Source organism: Streptomyces sp. NPDC048417 (assembly GCF_040651615.1).
Lineage (GTDB): Bacteria > Actinomycetota > Actinomycetes > Streptomycetales > Streptomycetaceae > Streptomyces.
In genome coordinates, this window is the sequence record NZ_JBEZKI010000070.1 from 1 (window position 1) to 18,161 (window position 18,161).

General features: G+C 73.8%; 15 protein-coding genes. 14 read left to right on the plus strand and 1 reads right to left on the minus strand.

Annotated features, from left to right (window positions below):
• Positions 1–92: 92 nt before the first annotated feature.
• From AB0D59_RS50510 to solA, 11 genes are all read left to right on the plus strand, one after another.
• Positions 93–1,772: an ABC transporter substrate-binding protein gene (locus AB0D59_RS50510; protein ID WP_362579781.1), complete on the plus strand. Its 1,680-nt coding sequence runs from the start codon at positions 93–95 to the stop codon at positions 1,770–1,772.
• Positions 1,765–2,694, plus strand: a complete 930-nt coding sequence (locus AB0D59_RS50515) for an ABC transporter permease (protein WP_362579784.1) — start codon at positions 1,765–1,767, stop codon at positions 2,692–2,694. The genes AB0D59_RS50510 and AB0D59_RS50515 overlap by 8 nt, the downstream gene beginning before the upstream one ends.
• Positions 2,691–3,767 (plus strand): ABC transporter permease, encoded by a 1,077-nt coding sequence (locus tag AB0D59_RS50520; protein ID WP_362579787.1) that lies wholly within the window; start codon positions 2,691–2,693, stop codon positions 3,765–3,767. Before AB0D59_RS50515 ends, AB0D59_RS50520 begins: the two co-directional genes overlap by 4 nt.
• A 5-nt stretch (positions 3,768–3,772) precedes the next feature.
• Entirely contained in the window at positions 3,773–4,462 is a 690-nt protein-coding gene (locus AB0D59_RS50525) for an alpha/beta hydrolase (RefSeq protein WP_362579789.1), read from the plus strand.
• Positions 4,459–5,646: an ABC transporter ATP-binding protein gene (locus tag AB0D59_RS50530; protein WP_362579792.1), complete on the plus strand. Its 1,188-nt coding sequence runs from the start codon at positions 4,459–4,461 to the stop codon at positions 5,644–5,646. Before AB0D59_RS50525 ends, AB0D59_RS50530 begins: the two co-directional genes overlap by 4 nt.
• Positions 5,643–6,629: an oligopeptide/dipeptide ABC transporter ATP-binding protein gene (locus tag AB0D59_RS50535; protein ID WP_362579795.1), complete on the plus strand. Its 987-nt coding sequence runs from the start codon at positions 5,643–5,645 to the stop codon at positions 6,627–6,629. The genes AB0D59_RS50530 and AB0D59_RS50535 overlap by 4 nt, the downstream gene beginning before the upstream one ends.
• Positions 6,626–7,390: an amidohydrolase family protein gene (locus AB0D59_RS50540; protein WP_362579798.1), complete on the plus strand. Its 765-nt coding sequence runs from the start codon at positions 6,626–6,628 to the stop codon at positions 7,388–7,390. Before AB0D59_RS50535 ends, AB0D59_RS50540 begins: the two co-directional genes overlap by 4 nt.
• Positions 7,387–7,836, plus strand: coding sequence for a cytidine deaminase (locus AB0D59_RS50545; protein ID WP_362579801.1), 450 nt, complete (start codon positions 7,387–7,389; stop codon positions 7,834–7,836). Before AB0D59_RS50540 ends, AB0D59_RS50545 begins: the two co-directional genes overlap by 4 nt.
• 55 nt (positions 7,837–7,891) lie before the next feature.
• Complete coding sequence (locus tag AB0D59_RS50550) at positions 7,892–8,740, plus strand: creatininase family protein (protein ID WP_362579804.1); 849 nt, start codon at positions 7,892–7,894, stop codon at positions 8,738–8,740.
• 70 nt (positions 8,741–8,810) lie between these two features.
• On the plus strand, positions 8,811–10,268 hold the full coding sequence (locus AB0D59_RS50555; protein WP_362579807.1) for an aldehyde dehydrogenase family protein: 1,458 nt from the start codon (positions 8,811–8,813) through the stop codon (positions 10,266–10,268).
• On the plus strand, positions 10,265–12,712 hold the full coding sequence (gene solA / locus AB0D59_RS50560) for an N-methyl-L-tryptophan oxidase (protein WP_362579810.1): 2,448 nt from the start codon (positions 10,265–10,267) through the stop codon (positions 12,710–12,712). The genes AB0D59_RS50555 and solA overlap by 4 nt, the downstream gene beginning before the upstream one ends.
• Before the next feature lie 29 nt (positions 12,713–12,741).
• Here the strand turns inward: solA and AB0D59_RS50565 are convergent, their stop codons facing one another.
• The gene (locus AB0D59_RS50565; RefSeq protein ID WP_362579813.1) at positions 12,742–13,434 is read right to left on the minus strand and encodes a GntR family transcriptional regulator; all 693 of its coding nucleotides are present in this window, start codon (positions 13,432–13,434) and stop codon (positions 12,742–12,744) included.
• A 134-nt stretch (positions 13,435–13,568) separates the two neighbouring features.
• Between AB0D59_RS50565 and AB0D59_RS50570 the strand changes: the two genes are divergently transcribed.
• From AB0D59_RS50570 to AB0D59_RS50580, 3 genes are all read left to right on the plus strand, one after another.
• Positions 13,569–14,222, plus strand: coding sequence for a cyclase family protein (locus AB0D59_RS50570; protein ID WP_362579816.1), 654 nt, complete (start codon positions 13,569–13,571; stop codon positions 14,220–14,222).
• Positions 14,219–16,228 (plus strand): gamma-glutamyltransferase, encoded by a 2,010-nt coding sequence (locus tag AB0D59_RS50575; protein ID WP_362579819.1) that lies wholly within the window; start codon positions 14,219–14,221, stop codon positions 16,226–16,228. Before AB0D59_RS50570 ends, AB0D59_RS50575 begins: the two co-directional genes overlap by 4 nt.
• The coding region (locus tag AB0D59_RS50580; RefSeq protein WP_362579822.1) for a primary-amine oxidase at positions 16,225–18,161 on the plus strand (1,937 nt) is incomplete at its 3' end. The genes AB0D59_RS50575 and AB0D59_RS50580, both read left to right, overlap by 4 nt.

Here is an 18,161-nt window from a genome sequence, read left to right on the forward strand (position 1 = left end):
GCCGGACGGCCACTCCTGAGAAGCCACTGAAGGCAAGACCCCATAAGCCACATCCGGCCCTCCCGGGCCACCTAACAACTTACGGAGGCCCCATGCCGGATCACACCTCTGGACCGCCCTCGACCACCGCCGCCCCGTCGTCGGTGTCGGCGATCGGGTCGCGGGACGTCTCGCGCCGGACGATGCTCCGGGGGGCCGGACTGCTCGGCGTGGGCGTGGGGTTCGGGCTGCCTGCCCTGCTCACCGCGTGCGGCGCCGCGGCCCAGGACGGGGGCGGCGGCGGCAAGGGCGGCACGCTCACCCTGGCCATCGACGCCACCAGCGCCGTCAACGACCCGGCCTTCTACACGTCCCTGGGCGACTGGATGGCCGTCGACTGCGTCTGCCGCGGCCTGACGTTCATCTCCTTCGAGACCAACGAGCCCACACCGGACCTGGCGAAAACGTGGACCATATCCGATGACAGGCTCACCTACACCTTCACCCTGCGCGCGGGGGTGAAGTTCCACGACGGGACCGCGCTCACCTCCGCCGACGTGCTCGCCAGCCTCGGCCGCCAGTTCGACCCGGACGACAAGACGCTGCCCAAGGGCGCGACCCGGCCGCTGGCGAGCATGGGCGCCAACGTCGCCTCGCTCACCGCGCCGGACGACCTGACCGTGAAGATGGTCCTCAAGAAGCCCGACCGGACCGTGCTCGGCAAGCTCTCCGACATCGGCGGCCGGATCACCTCCAAGGCCGCGCTGGACAAGTACGGCGCCGACATCGGCAAGCACCTCGTGGGCACCGGGCCGTTCGCCTTCTCCACCGCCACCGCGGGGCAGTCCATCACGCTCGAGGCCTTCGACGGCTTCCGGTTGGGCAAGCCCCCCATCGACCGGCTGGTGCTGCGCCAGGTCCAGGACCCGTCCACCATCGTCAGCTCGCTGCTGAGCGGCGACGTGTCCGCGACCCAGTTCGCCCCGTACTCCGCCGTCGCGCAGCTGCGCAAGGACAGCGCGGTGAAGGTGTACGACACCCCGCAGAACGCCGACGCCATCATGATGATCGACGCCCGCCGGGTCCCCGAGCTGAAGGTGCGCAAGGCCATCAACCTGGCCATCAACCGCAAGGCCATCCTCCAGCAGGCCTTCTACGGCGTCGGCGCCGAACCCAGGGGCTACGCCATCCCGCCCGCCCAGACCGGCTACGACACCGCGCTCGCCGACCTCAGCACCCAGGACACCGCGCAGGCCAAGCGGCTGGTCGAGGAGGCCGGGGCGAAGGGGCGCACCATCCGGCTCATGGCCGCCAGCGACTCCTGGCACCCCAAGGCGGCCCAGATCATCGCCCAGAACCTCACGGACGTCGGCTTCAAGGTGGCCACCACGTCGGTGGACCCCGCGACCTACTTCAGTCGGCTCCTGGACGGGGAGGACGACTACCACGACCTGATGATCTGGGAGCGCAACACCTACGTGCCCGACCCCGACGACATGGTCGGCGCGATGGCGAGCCCCACCAGCATCTACGGCTCCAAGCTCTCCGGCATGGACACCCTGAAAGGCGCCGCCTCCCTCGCCGACGACCTCTACACGGCCAAGAACCTCACCGACACCAAGAAGCGCACCGCCGCCTACACGAGGATCCAGCGCCGCTGGGCCGAGGAGTACATGGTGCTGTCGATGCTGGCCTGCTTCAGCAACCTGGTCGTCAGCGGTGCGGACGTGAAGGGCATGAACACCGACGCGCTGGCCAACCACCGCTGTTACATGGAGAAGGCCAGTGTCTGAGGCCGGCGCCGCGGTCGACGCCGTGGCGGTGGAGGCGGTGACCCCCGCCGCGGCCTCCCCGCCCCGGCCCGGGACGGCACGACGGTTCCTGGGCGCGCTGCGCCGGCGCCCGGTGGCCCGCTCCTGGCCCGCGCTGCTCGCCTGGCTGCTGCTCGCCGCGACGGTCCTGATCGCCCTGCTCGGTCCGCTGGTCGTGGCGGCCGACCCGCTGCGCCAGACCTCCTCGGCGCTGCTGGCGCCCGGCGCGCCGGGGCATCCGCTGGGCACCGACGACCTGGGCCGGGACGAGCTGGCCCGGCTGGTGCACGGCGCCCGTCCGCTGCTGCTGGTGTCCTTCGCGGCGACCGCGCTCGCGGCCGGGATCGGCACCCTGGTCGGGCTGGTCGCCGGATACGCGGGCGGCGTGGTGGAGCAGGCGCTGATGCGGCTGGTCGACCTGGCGCTGTCCTTCCCGTCGATCCTGCTGGTGATCCTGCTGGTGGCGGCCGCCGGACCGGGCACGGTCAGCCTGGTCCTCGGCATCGGCATCTCGCTGGCGCCGGGCCTCGCGCGGCTCGCCCGCACCCTGACCGCACGCGAGGCCGCCAAGGACTACGTCGTGGCCTGCCGGCTCGGCGGCACCGGGGCGCCCCGCATCCTGCTGCGCGAGGTACTCCCCAACATCGGCGGCCCGTTGCTCGCCCAGGTCGTCATGACGCTGTCGGTCGCGGCCGGTTTCGCGGCCGGCCTGTCCTACCTCGGCCTGGGCATCCAGCCCCCGCAGCCGGACTGGGGCTACATGGTGCAGGCCGGGCAGGAGTTCCTGTACACCGCTCCCCGGCTGGTGGTGCTGCCCGCCGCCTTCACCCTGCTGTTCGTCGTGGCGTGCAACTTCGCCGGCGACGACCTGCGGGACGCCCTCGACCCGAGGGGGACGGCATGAGCGCCGGTACCGGGGTGCTGACCCGGGTGCGCCTGCCCCGGCCGGCGGGAGCGGTCTGGGTGTTCCTGCGCCGGCTCGCCGTGATCCCCGTGGTGCTGTTCGCCCTGGCCTCCCTGGTGTTCGTGGCGATACGACTGCTGCCGGGCTCCCCGGCGACCTCCCTTGCGGCGGGCGGCAACACCGCCTCCGCCGAGCAGTTCAGCGCCAACGAGGAACGGGTCACCAAGGCCCTCGGCCTGGACCAGCCGCTCCTCACCCAGTACGGCCACTTCCTCGACGACCTGGTCCATCTGCGGCTCGGCACCTCGTTCTACGGCTCCAACAGCGTCCTCGGCCTGCTCGGCGACGCGCTGCCCGCGACCGTGGAGCTCACCCTCGCGGCCATGACGGTCGCGGTGCTGCTCGGCGTCGTCACCGGAGTCGTCGCGGCGCTGCGGCGGGGCAGCTGGATCGACACCTCGACCCGGGCCGTGGCGACCGTCAGCTTCTCGCTGCCCTGGTTCGCGCTCGGCGTGCTCGCCATCGTGGTGTTCGGCGTGTGGCTGCGCTGGCTGCCGGTCCTCGGCCGGCTGCCCAGCACGCTCGACTACCGGCCCACCACCGGCTTCGTGCTGCTCGACGCGATCCTCCAGGACCGGCCCGAACTGGTGTGGCCGTGGTTCCAGCATCTGATCCTGCCGGCGGTGACGCTCGCGCTGTCGATGGCCGGCTTCATCACCCGGATCGTGCGCGCCTCCGTCCTGGAGGTGCTCGGCGACGACTTCGTGCGCACCGCCCGGATGAAGGGTCTCGGCGAGGGCGCGGTGGTGCGCCGGCACGTGCTGCGCAACGCCTGGCTGCCCATCGTCACCGTCCTGGGGCTCCAGTTCGGGTCCCTGCTGGGCGGTTCGGTGGTCACCGAGACCGTCTTCTCCTACCCCGGCGTCGGACGCCTCCTCGTGCAGGGCGTACTGCAGCGCGACTACCCGGTCGTGCAGGGCGCGGCCCTCGCGATCGCCCTGCTGTTCACCCTCGTCAACCACGCGGTCGACCTGCTCTACACGGTCCTCGACCCGCGCCTACGCAAAGGATGATCCCGATGGACATCGTGCTGGTCCACGGTGCCGGCGGACGGCCCACCACCTGGTCGGCGGTCCAGCCGCTGCTCGCCGCCCACGGCCACCGGCTGTTCACGGTCACCAATCCGATGACCTCGCTCGCCGACGACATCGCCGAGACCACCGCGGCGCTCGCGGGCACCAGCGGCCCGGTGCTGCTCGCCGGGCACTCCTACGGCGGCGCGGTGATCACGAACGTGGGACGCGACCCGCGCGTCGCGGGGCTGGTCTACATCGCCGCGTTCGGGCCGGACGAGGGCGAGACCGTCAACGGGATCGTCGAGCGCTACGAACCCGCGGAGATCTCCAAGTACATGCGGCGCGGCCCGAACGGCGAGTGGAAGTCCGAGCCGAGCCCGGAGTTCTGGGCGGAGATCGGCCCGGACCTGTCGGAGGAGCAGCGGGCGGTCGTCGAGGCGGAGGGACGGAAGGCCGAGAACCTGATCTTCACCCAGGCGACCGGTGTCCCGGCCTGGCGGTCGCTGCCCAGCTGGTACCTCGTCGCCGACGACGACCGCACCCTGCGCCCGGCGATCCAGAACTTCATGGCCGAGCGCATGAAGGCGACCGTCGAGCACGTGCCGGGCAGCCACTACACCACCCTGGTGTGGCCCGAGCGGGTCGCCGAGCTGATCCACCGGGCCGCGCTGGCCGTGGGCGGTGCCGTATGACCGCGCCGGAAGGCGTGCACGACGCGACCGCGCCGGAGGGCGTGCACGACGCGACCGCACCGGAGGGCGTGCACGACGCGACCACGCCGGGAGGCGTGCACGACGCGACCGCACCGGAGGGCGTGCACGATGTGACCGCGCCGGGAGGCGTGCTCGACGCGCCCCCTCCGGAGGCGGTGCTCGAAGTACGCGGCCTGAGTGTCGGGTTCGACGTGCCGGCGGGCCGGCTGCCCGCCGTTGACGGGGTGGACCTGACGCTGCGCAGGGGCGAGATCCTCGCGCTGGTCGGCGAGTCCGGGTCGGGCAAGTCGGCGCTGTCGATGAGCCTGGTCGGCCTCAACCGCGGCCCCCGCACCCACATCGGCGGATCCGTGTCCTTCCGGGGCCGGGAGCTGGTGGGGGCGTCCGAGCGGGAGCTGCGCCGGGTGCGCGGCAAGGACGTGACGGTGGTCTTCCAGGACGCGCTGGCCGCGCTCAACCCGCTGCACCGGGCGGGCGCGCAGGTCGCGGAGACGATCCGCGCCCATGGCGACGTCCCGCGCGCCACGGCCGCGCACCGGGCCGTCGAGCTGCTCGGCGAGGTCGGCATCGCGGGCCCGGCGCGGGCCGCGCGCGCCTATCCCCACCAGCTCTCCGGCGGCATGCGCCAGCGCGTGATGATCGCGATGGGGCTGGCCAACGACCCGGCGGTGCTGATCGCCGACGAGCCCACCACCGCGCTGGACGTGACCATCCAGGCCCAGGTACTGGCGCTGCTGAAGCGGGTGCAGCGCGACCACGGCACGTCCGTGCTGCTGATCACCCACGACCTGGGGGTGGTCGCGGAGGTCGCCGACCGGGTGGCGGTGATGTACGCGGGCCGGATCGTGGAGCAGGGCACCCGCGACCAGGTGCTGTTCGACCCTCAGCACCCGTACACGATGGGCCTGCTCGGCTCGGTGCCCCCGCTGGACGGGCCGGTGCCCGAGCGGTTGCCGGCCATCCCCGGCAGTCCGCCCGCCGGTGTCGCGCGGCCGTCCGGCTGCGGCTTCCGGCCGCGCTGCGCGTTCGCCCACGACGGCTGCGACAACCGCCCGGAGCTGCGGCCGCGCTACGGCGGCCCGGCCCACCTGGACGCCTGCGTGCTGCCCGTGGAGACCCGGGTGCGGGCTCGGGCGGCTCAGGCGGCGGGAGCCGCCGTATGAGCGGGGTCCTGATGAGTGCCCGCGGGCTGCGGGTCGACTACGCGGGCCGGGCCGGCGGCCGGGTGCGGGCGCTGCGAGACGTCGACCTGGACATCGCCGAGGGCGAGACGCTGGGCCTGGTCGGCGAGTCGGGATGCGGCAAGTCCACCCTCGGGCGGGCGCTGCTGCGCGTGGTGGAACCGTCGGCGGGCCGGATCGACTTCCTCGGCACCGATCTGACCCGGCTGCGCGGCCGGCGCCTGAAGCGGACCCGGGCCGAACTCCAGATGGTGTTCCAGGACCCGTTCGGCTCGCTGAACCCGCGCCGGACGGTCGCCGACATCGTCGCCGAACCGCTGCTGCGCTCCCGGGGCGCGAGCCGCGCCGAGGCGGAACGTACCGTGGCCGAGCTCCTCGACCTGGTCGGTCTGGGGGCCGAGGCCGGCGGGCGCAAGCCGCACGAGTTCTCCGGCGGCCAGCGCCAGCGCATCGGCATCGCCCGCGCCCTGGCCTCTTCGCCGCGGTTCGTGGTGGCCGACGAGGCGGTCTCCGCGCTGGACGTGTCCATCCAGGCCCAGGTGCTGAACCTGCTGTCGGACCTGGTGCGCGACCGGGGTCTGACGATGCTGTTCATCTCCCACGACCTCGGTGTGGTGCGGCACATCGCCGACCGGGTCGCCGTGATGTATCTCGGCGAGATCATCGAGACCGCCTCCCGGGACGGCTTCTTCTCCGGCCCCGCCCATCCGTACAGCAGCGCGCTGCTGGCCAGCGTGCCGGAGCTGCGGCCCGGCCCGCCCGTCGAACGGCAGCCCCTGGAGGGCGAGCTGCCCGACCCCGCGGACCCGCCGGAGGGCTGTCTGTTCCGGACCCGCTGCCCGTTCGCCACCGACCTCTGCCGCACCCGGCACCCGGAACTGCGCGAGATATCGCCGGGCCGCCGCGTGCGCTGCCATCTGCCCCTCGGCCCCGTGCCCGTGCCCGTGAGTGAGGACCCGCATTGATCATCGACGCCTACAACACCACCCAGGACGTGCGCGGCCGTTCCGACTACCTGACCGGCGCGCGCAAGGGCGAGGCGCCGCCGCCCTACAAGCCCTTCGAGCCGCGCCGCATCCTCGACCGGATGGACGCCGCCGGGGTGGACATGGCGATGGTGTGCTCGCTCGCGCAGCGCATCGAGAACGACTTCATCGCCTCGCTGGTGGCCGCGCACCCCGACCGGTTCTTCGGCTTCGGCCAGGTGCTGCCGCAGGCGGACGACGCGATCGAGGAGATCGACCGGATCGCCGACGCCGGCCTTGTGGGGCTGAAGCTGCATCCGAGCCTGCACGGCTACCACGTGGCCGACCACGGGCTCCTCGACCCGGTGTTCGAGGCCTGTGCAAGGCGGGGGCTGCTGGTGCTGGTCAACGCGCTGGACGACGCCTTCTGCGCACCGCTCGCCATCGAGGAGATCGCCCGGGACCACCCCGAGGTGCCGACGATCATCGCCCACATGGGCGCGGTGTGGAACGTGCCGGAGGCGATCATCGTGGCCGAACGGCAGCCGCACGTCTATCTGGAGACGTCCGCGACGCTGATGAGCGACGTGAAGCGGGCCTACGCCCGGCTCGGCCCCCGGCAGATCCTGATGGGCAGCGAGTGGCCCGGCTCGGACTTCGACCTGGAGCGTATGAAGATCGCCAAGGCGGTCGAGGACGAGAAGGACCGGGCGCTGATCGAGGGCGGCAACATGGCCCGCCTGCTGGGGCTCGGCGCATGACCGCCGCGCCCGTGGCCGTGCCGCCGGAGATGAGCGAGCAGGACGCCGAACTCCTCTCCGTGGCTCAGGCGTTGCTGGACCGGGTGTGGCAGCCGGACCGGCACGAGGTGGCCACCGCCCTGCGCACCGCGGACGGCCGGATCCACACCGGCGTCCATGTCGAGGGCTCCTGCCGGCGCAGTTCGATCTGCGCGGAGGGCGTCGCCCTCGGCACCGCGCGCGGCGCGCTCCCGCCCGGTGCGCCGCTGGCGGTGACGTCGGTGGTGTCGGTGCAGATCAAGCCCGCCGGACGGTTCCGGATCATCGCGCCGTGCGGGGTGTGCCGCGAACTCGTCAGCGACTACTGCCCGGACGCCGTCGTGTGGATCACCACCGTCGACGGCGACCGTCCCGTCCCGGCCCGCGCCCTCGACCTGCTGCCGGAGAAGAGCCGGCGCCGCTGGTGACCCCGCACGACAAGCCCCATGACCGTGCCCCCGTACTCCCGAGGAAAGGAGAGACATGCCGTCCGTCATCACAGGGCCCAACGGCCTGAGCGTCCCCACCGAGCTGGACGTGCCCGCACTCGCCGCGCAACTCGGCGGCACCGGAGCGCCGTTGCCGTGGCAGGAGCTGACCTGGCAGGAGGCCGGGACCACGGTCGCCGGCGGCGACGCGGTGATCATCCCGGTGGGCGCCACCGAACAGCACGGCCCCCATCTGCCGCTGTCCGTGGACACCCGGATCTGCGAGGCGGTCGCCCTGGGCGTGTCCGCGCTGACGGGCGTACCGGTGCTGCCGCCGCTGGCCTTCGGCGTGTCCGCCTCGCACGGCGACTTCGCCGGCACGGTGGCGCTGCGCCCCGAGACGCTGATCGCCGTCGTGGAGGACGTCATCGACTCCCTGTACGCCAGCGGTGTACGGCAGTTCGTCCTGCTCAACGGTCACATCTGGAACAACGGCGCGCTCGACGTGTCCGCCGAGAAACTGAGGGTCCGTCATCGGGATGCCCGGGTACGGGCGTTGGGGTACGTGACGATGTACCCGGGGCCCGAGGTCGACGGCCATGTCACCTACGGGCGGGCGCTGATGCACGCCAACTACTTCGAGACCTCGGTGATGCTGCACCTGGCGCCCGAGCTGGTGCGGATGGAGCGGGCCACCTCGCACGTCGACGTCGACTCCTTCTGGGACTACCGCATGGACCAGGTCAGCGAGACCGGTGTATGGGGCCGGGACGTCACCGAGGCCAACGCGGCCCACGGGCGGGCGGAGTTCGACCGCTGTGTGCTCACCACCGCCCGCGCGGTCTCGGCCGCCGTGCGCGAGCCCTGGCCCAGCGCGGCGCACCGGCCCGGCGAACCCGCCTGAGTCGTTCCGCCGGAGCCATCCCGCCTGAGGAACCGCGCTGCCCGTTCCACGAACGACAAGGAGAACCCCCTTGGACCCCAGCATCACCCTGCCCAGGCTGCCCGAGTGCGAGCCCATGCTCATCGGCGGCGCCTGGACCACGGGCGCCTCGGCCCGGCGCATCCCGGTCCTCGACCCGGCCACCCGCGAGCCGCTGACCACGATCGCCCAGGCGGACGCCACGGACGTGGCGGCGGCGGTGGCCGCCGCCTCGGCCGCGCACCGCGACGGCCGCTGGCGTGCGCTGCCGCCCCGGGACCGTCGGGACGTCCTGCTGCGGCTCGCGGACCTGGTGGAGCGGGACGCCGAGGCGCTGGCGGTCCTGGACACCCTGGACAACGGCAAGGCGATCGAGCGGGCCCGCGGTGACGTGGAGCTGGGCCTCCAGGCGATCCGGCACTTCGCCGGCACCCCGGCCCGGCTGACCGGCACGGTGCATCCCGCCGGGCCCGGCCGGCATGTGTACAGCGTCCGGGAGCCGGTGGGCGTGGTGGCCGCCGTACTCCCCTGGAACTTCCCCTTCATGATCGCCGCCTGGAAGCTCGCCCCGGCTCTGGCGGCCGGCTGCACGGTGGTCGTCAAGCCCGCCGAGCAGACCCCGCTGACCGCGTTGCGGCTGGCCGCGCTGTGCCTGGAGGCCGGGGTGCCGGAGGGCGTCGTCAACGTGGTGACGGGCGACGGACGCACCGGGGCGGAGCTGGTCGCGCATCCCGACGTGGCCAAGGTGTCGTTCACCGGGTCCACCGACGTCGGGCGGCTGATCATGGCCGCGGCGGCGCCGTCCGTGAAGCGGCTCACGCTCGAACTGGGCGGCAAGTCCGCCAACATGGTGTTCGCCGACGCCGACCTGGACGCCGCCGTACCGGCCGCCGTACGGGCCGTGTTCGGGCACTCCGGACAGATGTGCACGGCGGGCAGTCGACTGCTCGTGCAGCGCACGGTCTTCGAGGAGTTCCTGGACCGGATGCTGCCGGCCGTCGAGGCGCTGCGGATCGGCCCCGGCCTCTCGGGCGGGGTCAACATCGGGCCGCTCGTCTCCCAGGAGCAGTTCGACCGGGTCACGGGCTACCTGGACCTCGGCCGCGCCGAGGGCGCCAAAGCCGTCACGGGCGGCGAACCCCTGCCGGGACCCGGCTGGTTCGTGCGGCCCACGGTGTTCACCGACGTCACGCCGGACATGCGGATCGCCCGGGAGGAGATCTTCGGACCGGTCGCCGCGGTGCTGCCCTTCGACACCGAGGAGGAGGCGATCGCGCTCGCCAACGACAGCGACTACGGGCTCGCGGCGGGCGTGTGGACCACCGACCTCGGCCGCGCGCACCGCGCCGCGGCGGCGCTCCAGGCGGGCACCGTGTGGGTGAACACCTACAACGAGTTCGACCCCGCCGTGGCGTTCGGCGGCAGCAAGCAGTCCGGTCTGGGCAGGGATCTCGGCGACGCGGCGGTCGACGGGTTCACCGAGCCCAAGAGCATCACGATGGCGCTGTGAGCGCCCCCGTGACGGCGGTGCCGCCGGCCCCCGCCGGTTTCGACCTGGCCGCCGAGCGGGCCCGCACCCCGGGCTGCGCGACCGGTCACCACTTCAACGCGGCCGGTGCCGCGCTGCTCGCCTCGGACACGGTCGAGGCGGTCATCGCCCAGCTGCGCGCCGAGAGTCTGCACGGCGGCTACGAGGCGGCCAAGCTCGCCGCCGACGGCCTGGCGGCCGTCTACACCCGTACCGCCGGCCTGCTCGGTGTCGACGCGGACGAGATCGCCCTGGTCGAGAGCGCCACCGCCGGCTGGCAGCGCATCGTGTCGGCGCTGCGGCTGCGCCCCGGGGACCGGGTGCTCGCCGCCCGCTCCAGCTATGTGAGCAGCGCCCTGCACCTGCTGGCCGCCGAGCGTGACACGGGAGTGCGGGTGGAGGTGCTGCCCAACGGGCCCGACGGCGCGACCGATCTGGAGGCCCTGGAGCGGGCTCTGCGCACCGGTCCCGCCGCGCTGGTGACCGCGGCGCACGTACCGACCTCGTCGGGCCTTGTCGAACCGGCCGCCGGGATCGGTGCGCTGACCTCCGCGCACGGGGTGCCGTTCCTGCTCGACGCCACCCAGTCGCTGGGCCAGCTGCCCGTCGACATGACCGCCCTCGGCTGCGACCTGCTGATCGGCACCGGCCGCAAGTTCCTGCGCGGTCCGCGCGGCACGGGCCTGCTGGCGGTGCGCCGGCCGCTCCTCGAACGGCTCGCCCCGCAGGCACCGGATGTGCGCGGGGCCCGCTGGACGGCCGAGCGCAGCTGGGAACTGGCCCCCGACGCACGGCGGTTCGAGCTGTGGGAGGCCGCCCACGCACTGCGGCTCGGTCTGGGTTCGGCCCTGGCCGACCTGCACGCGCTCGGCCCCACGACCGTCTTCGGCCGGCTGTCCGCCCTCGCCGCGCGGCTGCGCGAGCGGCTCGGCGCGGTCCCCGGCGTACGGCTCACCGACCCGCCGGCGGCGGGCGGGGCGATCGTCACCTTCGTGGTGGAGGGACTCGACGCGAGCGAGGTGCAGCGGCGACTGGCGCTGCGGCGGGTGTACCTGATCGCCGTGCCGGCCGACCACGGCCGCTGGGACATGGAGCCGCGCGGACTGGCCAAGGTGGTGCGGGCGTCGGTGCACGTGTACACCGACGACGGCGACCTGGACGCCCTGGTGGAGGCGGTCGCGGAGATCGCGGCGGACGCGCACGGAACGGACCGTGCTGCGTCGGCGGCGCGGGCCGGTGCCACAGCGGCCACAGGGGTCACCGCGGCCACCTCCCGGCCCCCGGCCCACCTCCCGCGCGCACGGGCCGCCCGGACGCCCGCGGCCGGACGCCGTGACGCCGTGGTGGTCGGGCTCGGCGTGCACGGCGGTGCGGCGCTGCGGCAGCTCGCCGAGCGGGGGCTGGACGTCCTCGGGATCGAACGGTTCCCGATGGGGCACGACCGCGGCTCCTCGCACGGCGCCACCCGGATGATCCGCCGGGCCTATCCGCACTCCGACTGGGACGGCCTGGTCGACACCGCCTACCGCGCCTGGGCCGAGCTGGAACAGGCCGCGGGGACCCGGCTGGTGGACGTCACCGGCGGGCTGTACGCGGCGCCCGGGGAGCGGTCCGATCCGCTGCGCGGTCCGGGCTGCCGTGCCGTGGACCGCGAGGCGGCGGCCCGGATCTTCCCGGGGCTGCGGCTGCCCGAGGGGTTCACCGCGGTGCACGACCCGGCCGCCGGGATCATCGACGCCCGCGCGACCCTGCGCACCCAACTCGCCCTCGCGGAACGGGCCGGAGCCACGATCGCCGACCGCACGCTGGTCACGGGCTGGCGTCCGGACGGCGACGGGGTCGTCGTCCGGACGGCGGACGGGGAGGTGCGCGCCCGCCGGCTGGTGCTGTGCGCCGGGCCGTGGACGCCTTACCTGGTGCCGTCGCTGACCGCGCACCTGACGGTCACCCGGATCGTGAACGCGTACTTCGCCGCGGATCCGGCGGGGCCGCTCGGGCCGGGCGGGCTGGGCAGCTTCTCGGTCGATCTCCCGGAAGGGCTGCTCTACGGCTTTCCGGCCGCCGACGGCCGGGGGCTGAAGGCCGGTCTCGACTCGGGTCCCGCGTGGGATCCGGAGGCGCCCAGACCCGCCGCGACCGACGCCGAACTCGCCCTGCTGGCAAGGGCGGTGAAGCGGGTACTGCCCGGTGCGGGCCCGGTCACGGAAAGCCTGACGTGTCTGTACACGATGACACCGGACCGGCGGTTCCTGGTCGGCGAGGTGCCCGGTGTGCCGCAGGCGCTGCTGGCCTCCGCCTGTTCAGGACACGGCTTCAAGTTCGGCCCGGCGATCGGGGCGGCCCTGGCCGACCTGGTGTGCGAACTCCCCCGCCCGGACCTGGACTTCCTCTCCCCCGCACGGCTGGTTCCCGGCGGTGCCCGGTGACGGCCGCCACCGGGGCGGCCGGAGCCGGGTCAGCCGTGGAACACGGTCTGGGAGCGTCGCTCGTACCAGGCGGTCAGGTGTTCGCCGGCGCTGATGACGTGCTCGCGCATGGCCTCCTGCGCCCGGTCCTCGTCCCGGTCGGTCAACGCTGCCACGACGGCGTCGTGCTGACGGATGTTCAGCTGACGGTGGCGTTCGTCACCGGTGAGGGCCAGCGAGGACACGTTGCGCGGGAAGCTCTCGTTGATCCGGTCGATCATCCGGCTCAGCCAGGGGTTGTCCGCCGCCTGGCAGACCACGGTGTGGAAGCAGTCGTTGGCCTGGGTGGTGTCCGGGGTGCCCGCGGCGCCGACGCCCGCCGCCGCCGCGCGCAGCACGTCGTTGTGGCGGCGCAGCTCGGCGAGCTGGCTGTCGGTGATCCGGGCGGCCGCGCGGCGGGCGGCCAGGGCCTCCAGCTCCGCGCGCACCTCGTAGGCCTGCCGCACCTCCCACGGCGCCGGCACCCGCACCACCGCTCCGCGGTGCGGCTGCATCTCGATCAGCCCGCCGTTCTGCAGCTGGCGCAGCGCTTCACGCACCGGGGTGCGGCTGACCCCGAACTCGGCCGCCAGCGCCGCCTGGCGCAGCGGTTTCCCGATGGGGAGCTCCCCGTCCATGATCCGCGCGCGGATACGGGCAGCGATGTCGTCGACGAGGGCGCCTTCGTCGGTCTGGGGCGTCATCGGAGTGGGTCTCACCCTTCTCGGGGACTGACGGGGGCCGCGCGGTGGTCGAGCAGTCTGCCACGCCGCCGCCATCCACTGTTCATCGACATTGGATCCATTTACAGACTATCCGCATCCAATAGGAGCGTGTCATGCACCTCGATGTGACCAAGGCCATCGACGTCTCCGTGCCGATCCACCCCGGCATGCTGCACTGGGGCCGGCGGCCGGAGATGGAGGTCGTCGAGTCGCGGACGGCGGGCGATCCGTCCAACGTCAGCCGCTGGCGCATCGGCGCCCACACCGGGACGCACATCGACGCCCCGGCCCACTTCGTCGACGGCGGCAAGACCGTCGACCGGCTGGACCTGTCGGCCCTCAACGGGACGGCCCGGGTGCTGGACCTCACCCACGTCAAGGAGCAGATCACCGCCGCCGACCTCGACGCGGCGGGGCTCGGCACAGAGGAACGGGTGCTGCTGCGCACCAGCAACTCGGCGGGGGTGCTGCGCAGTCCGTGGAAGGCCCGGCAGTGGGTCGGCCTGGCTCCGGACGGCGCCGAGCGGCTGATCGAGGCAGGGGTGCGCACGGCGGGCATCGACTACCTCAGCATCGAGGCGATCGCCTACACCACGCACTGGGAGACGCACCAACTGCTGTGCGGTGCGGACGTGTTGATCCTTGAGGTCGTCGACCTGCTGCACGCCCCGGCCGGGGTCTACGACATGCTGTCGCTGCCCGTACCCCTCCAGGGCGCCGAGGCGGCCCCCTCGCGCACTCTGCTGCTGCCCCAGGACGCCGCGTGACCCCGGCCGGCGCACTGGCCCTGGCCGCCCCGCACCCCGCGGCGCTCGCCGCGGCCCGGCGGGCGGCCGGGCGCGGCGGCAACGCCGTGGACGCGGCGCTGGCCGCGGCGGCCGCGCTGACCGTCGTCTACCCGCACCAGTGTTCCCTCGGCGGCGACCTGATCGCCCTGGTCCACGCCCCGGACGGCACCGTGCGCGCACTGCTGTCCGTCGGGGCGGCCGCGGCGGGCACCGACGTCGAGGCACTGCGCGCGGCGGACTCCCGGATGCCGGCCCAGGGTCCGGAGACCGTCACCGTGCCGGGCGCGGTGGCGGGCTGGGCGGCGCTCGCCGAGGCGTACGGCACGCCGGGCGCGCTCGCCGCCTCGCTGCGGGACGCCGCCGAGCTCGCCCGGACGGGCGCGACGGTCTCGGCCGGGCTGGCGCGCGCGGTACGGGACAACGAGGCGCGCATCAAGGCCGATCCGGGCCTGTCGACGCTTCTGACCGGCCCCGACGGCCGGCCGTTGGTGGAGGGCGACCCACTCCCCCAGCCCCGGTTGGCGACGGTGCTCGACGAACTCGCCGACGACCCCTGGTCGTTCTACCGGGGCGCCGTCGCCGAGGCACTCGCCGCCGGACTGCGCGACCTCGGCAGCCCGCTCACGGCCGACGACCTGGCGGCACACCGCGCCGAGTTCGCGAACCCGGTGAGCGTCGAGCCGGTGAGCGGTGAGGCGGTGGGCGCCGAGGCGGTGGGCGCCGAGGCGGTGGGCGTTGAAGCGGTGGGCGTTGAAGCGGTGAGCGTTGAAGCGGTGAGCGCCGCGCCGGTGAGCGTTGAAGCGGTGAGCGCCGCGCCGGTGAGCGTTGAAGCGGTGGGCGTTGAAGCGGTGAGCGCCGCGCCGGTGAGCGTTGAAGCGGTGGGCATCGAGCCGGTGGGCGTTGAAGCGGTGAGCGCCGCGCCGGTGAGCGTTGAAGCGGTGGGCATCGAGCCGGTGGGCGTTGAAGCGGTGAGCGTCGCGCCGGTGAGCGTTGAAGCGGTGGGCATCGAGCCGGTGGGCGCCGAGACCGTGAACGCCGAACCAGCGCACGCCGAAGCCCCCGACGCCAACACCATGGGCGTCCGCTGGTGGGCCGCGCCCCCGCCCAGTCAGGGCGCCGTGCTCCCCGCCCTGCTGTCCGCGGCGGCCGGCGCCCCGGGCCGCTCCGCTGCGGAGCGCACCCGGTTGCTGGCCGCCCGATGCCAGGACGCCTCGGCCGCCCGGGACCGGCTGCTCGGCGATCCGCGCGGGCAGCGGCTCGACCTCGACGGGCTGCTCGACCCGGCGCCGCTGACCGGCACGCTCCCGCCACGGCCGCCGTTCCGGCCGTCCGGTGACACGGTCGCGGTGACGGCCGTGGACTCCTCCGGGCTCGCGGTCTCGCTCATCCAGAGCGTCTACCAGACCTTCGGTTCCGGACTCTGCGACCCGGGCACCGGGATCGTGCTGCACAACCGGGGTTCGGCGTTCAGCCTGCTTCCCGGGCATCCCGGCCTGCTGCGCCCGGGTGCACGCCCGCCGCACACGCTGTGTCCGGTGATCGGCCGCTCCCCCGCGCTGCTGCTGGCGGCGGGCTGCCAGGGCGGCCGGGCCCAGCCGCAGATCCTCGCCCAGACCCTGCCCGGGCTGGCGGACCCGGACGCCGACCCGACGACCGTACTGGCGGACCCGCGCTGGGTGATCGGCGCCCGGGACATCGGCTTCGAGGACCAGACCCTGCTCGCCGAGCCCGGCTCGGTTCCGGCGACAACGCCGGCCGCGTCACCGGGACTTCCCGTGGTCACCGCGCCGGGTCCGAGCGATCTGGCCGGCCACGTCCAGGTGGCCCGGCTCACCCACGACGGCCGCCTGGACGCCGCCTCAGACCCCCGAGCCGACGGCGGCACGATCCACCTCGCACCCGACGATCCCGGCACCACCCGTACCACCCGCACCACCCGCACCACCCGCACCACCCGCACCGCCCCGGAAGGAACCCCCGTATGAGCACCCTCGCGCCCCGCACGCCGTCCGCCGCCGCACCCCACCCGCTGGATCCGCTGACCGCCGCCGAACTGGCCGTCGCCGTCAAGGTGCTGAAGGACGACGCCCGGGTCACCGAGGACGTCCGGTTCTGGGGTGTGGCCCTGGACGAGCACCACGCGCGCACCGCCCGGCCCGGCGACGCCCGGCGGGCCCGCGCGGTGGTGATCTGTCCCTCGGCGCACGTCGGCTACGAGGTCGACCTGGAACTCGGCGACAAGCCGCGGTCCACGGCCTGGCGCGAGCTGGACGTGCGCAGCCCCGGCTGTTCGTCGGAGGAGGCCCGGCAGGCCGCCGCCGCGTGCCGGGCGGACCCCCGGTTCCGGGAGGCGCTCGCGCTGCGCGACATCCACGACGTGTCGCTGGTGATGGTCGACCCGGAGTCGATCGGCGGTTTCGAGCCGCCCGAGCACCCGGGCCGCAGGCTGACCTGGGGCAGTGTGTGGCACCGCGAGTCGGCGGACGACAACGGCTACGCGCGGCCCGTGCAGGGCGTGGTGCCGGTCATCGACATGGAGTCGATGGAGGTGCTGTACATCGAGGACCACGGGGTGGTGCCGCTGTCGCAGGAGTCCGGGGTGTTCGCCGCCGGGACGGTGCCCGAGCGGGCCGGCCTGAAACCGCTGGAGGTGGTCCAGCCCGAGGGGCCGAGCTTCACCGTGACCGGGCAGCGGGTGGACTGGCAGGGCTGGTCGGTGCGGGTCGGCTTCAGCCACCGCGAGGGCCTGGTGCTGCACGACCTGAGCTTCGACGCGGGCGGCAGGGGGCCGCGCGAGGTGATCCGCCGGGCCTCGGTCAACGAGATGTACGTGCCGTACTTCGACACCGCCTCCACCCAGTACCGCAAGAACTTCTTCGACTGGGGCGAGTACGGCGCCGGGCCGCTCACCAACTCCCTCGCCCTGGGCTGCGACTGCCTCGGCGTCATCCACTACTTCGACGCGGCGGTCCTCGGCGGCGACGGCGTGCCCCGGGTCATCCCCAACGCGGTGTGCATGCACGAGGAGGACGACGGGATCCTCTGGAAGCATCACGACGGACGCACCGGCCGTACGGAGGTGCGCCGCTCCCGCCGGCTCATCATCTCGGCGTTCGCCACGGTCGCCAACTACGACTACGGCTTCTACTGGTCCCTGTACCAGGACGGCTCGGTGATGCTGGAGATCAAGATGACCGGCATCCTCTCCGCGACCGGTGTCACGGAGGACGAGGAGACGCCGTACGCCCGGCGGGTCGCCCCGCACGTGGCGGTCACCAACCACCAGCACTTCTTCGCCGTACGACTGGACATGGCGGTGGACGGGACTGCCAACCGGCTGGTCGAGGTGACCGCCGAGCACGAGAGCGACCCGGCGCTCGACCCGTACGGGAACGCGGCGCGGACGGTCCTGCGCCCGGTCCTCAGCGAGTCCGAGGGCGGGCGGTCCACGGACGCCTCCCGGTCCCTGCACTGGCGGGTGGAGAGCACCGAGGCGCGCAACCGGATGGGTGAGCCGACCGCGTACCGGGTGCATGTGGAGAACACGGCGGTGCTGCCGGTACGTCCGGACAGCGTGTGCGCGCGGCGGGCGCCGTTCGTGGCGAAGCAGCTGTGGGCGACGGAGTACGACCCGGCGCGGCGGTTCGTGGCCGGCGAGTACCCCAACCAGGCCGAGCCCGGCGCGGACGGGGTGCACCGCTGGCAGCGGGAGGACCGTTCGCTGGACGGCACGGAGCTGGTGCTGTGGGCGACGGTCGGCTCACACCACTTCCCGCGTCCCGAGGAGTGGCCGGTGATGCCGGTGGCCCGGGCGAGGCTGCGCCTGGAACCGGACGGCTTCTTCGACCGCAACCCCGCGCTGGACGTCCCGGCACCGGTCTCCTGCCACCCGCCGTCCGCGGCCGCCGCGGCGGCCGC